The sequence below is a fragment of the Protofrankia sp. CiP1_Cm_nod4 genome (assembly GCF_982290645.1).
In genome coordinates this window covers 2,026-3,672 of sequence record NZ_CEVIVC010000262.1, presented here as the reverse complement: position 1 = coordinate 3,672, position 1,647 = coordinate 2,026, and the positions used below count along the sequence as shown (strand labels likewise).

2 protein-coding genes are annotated in these 1,647 nt (G+C 68.6%); both read right to left on the bottom strand.

Annotated elements, in window-relative coordinates; genetic code table 11:
* Positions 1-417: 417 nt before the first annotated feature.
* On the bottom strand, positions 418-759 hold the full coding sequence (locus AC5LSR_RS23920; RefSeq protein ID WP_250287532.1) for a hypothetical protein: 342 nt from the start codon (positions 757-759) through the stop codon (positions 418-420).
* A 148-nt stretch (positions 760-907) separates the two neighbouring features.
* On the bottom strand, positions 908-1,396 hold the full coding sequence (locus AC5LSR_RS23915) for a helix-turn-helix domain-containing protein (protein WP_250287534.1): 489 nt from the start codon (positions 1,394-1,396) through the stop codon (positions 908-910).
* Positions 1,397-1,647 lie beyond the last annotated feature (251 nt).

Here is a 1,647-nt window from a genome sequence, read left to right as displayed (position 1 = left end):
GTCTTCGCGTACGGCGGACTACGCCTCTACGCGATCCTGAACTAGCCGGGGGTGCGAGCGAGCATGCGCTTGGTCCGCCGCACCTGGCGACATGATTCTTACCGGCGCCCCCTGCACCGGCAGGACACGTCCGCTGGGGACCGTTTCGTATCTACCTGGACACCGCAGGCATTATTACCGTATGACTCAGCCTCGTGACAGTAAGGGACGTTGGCGGAAAAGCCGTGCGGGACTGATAACCGCGGTCGTCATCGCCGCGCTGCTTGCCGCGCGACACAACGGGCATCAGCCCTCGGTTTCCAGCCCGCTGCCAGCCCCGACGGCCACCCGCACATCGCAGTGACGTGACCGGGCAGGCGCGCACAATGATCGCGTCGTGATGGTCAGGCACGGTGGGCGAGTGGCGTCGGTTGCGGCTCATCCGTCTGAGATCTCCTGACGCCAGGCGTGGAAGAAGCGGCGCAGCCGGTCGGCGTCCGGACGGGACAGGCACAGGTCGTCGTCGGTGAACCGGCTGACAGTTCCGATCATGTCGGCGAACGCCCGGAGGTCGAAGCCGTCGTCCTGGGCCTGGGCGAGGCGGATGAGCTCGTCCTTGGTGACGACCTCCGCCAGATCTTGCACATCGGTGAAGTCGCGTGCCTCGGCTTCCACGACGAGCCGGGCGAAGCTATCCGAAAGCTGAATCCGCCGGGTCATCCAGCCCTGGCTGGCCGCGGCCCGCTCAAACGCCGCCGCCGCGTCGGGGATCGGTGCCACGGGCGGGACACGGTGAACAGATCAACATCGCGGGTTCCACGGTCGACGAGATCACGTGCGATGAGGGCCGCACCTCCCGCGACCGCGAAGCCCGCGCTCTCCGGCAGACTGAAGAACAACTCCGCTACCGCCCGCTGCAACGCAGTGATCATCGCAGGCGGGCCCGTTCCTCCCAGGCACATCGAATCGGAGCGGGCAGCACCAGCTCCGGCCACGCGTCGACGAGCAGCGCCCCGTCGACGTAGGCGAGAACGTCTTCCGCCCGGCCTTCCCGCAGGACGATCTCGTACAGCCGATGACGTTGCCGCCGGTCCGCGAGATCGTAGATCCGCCCCGGGCTGGACCAGTCGAGGTGGGCAGGCAGCCGCACGCGGGCCAACGCCGCACCGAGCGGGAGCCGCGGCAGCCGGTCCGGCACGACGAACGGCCGACCGCGCCCATCCTCCAGGATCTCGAACCGCGGCACCGGTGCGATGTCGAACCGGAAGCCCGCCGCGGCCAGCAGCCGCGTCGCCGTCTCCAGCGTCGGTGACTTCGTCCCATGCTCACAGGCCGCCACAGTCGGCCGGGAGGTACCGGCGCGGCGCGCGAGCTCGGCCCCTGAGAGCCCCGCCTCCAGCCTGGCTGCCTCAAGCAACCGGTGTGCCGATGGCTCCCATCCCGGCCTCCAGCCACAGACCCATCCGTATCCGATAGGATACCCTGTTTCGCCCGCCCACCTGGCCGTTCGCCGTATAGCAGGCGGGGCTCGAACCAGCTGTCGAGGTCTGACCAGCACCGTTCCACAGTGCTGGATCTCAAAGCGATAGATCGCAAACCGCATTCACCCAGGAGTCGTCAGAACGCGGCGCCGGTGACCGACCGGCGGGCGGGCCCGGCGGTCGGCGG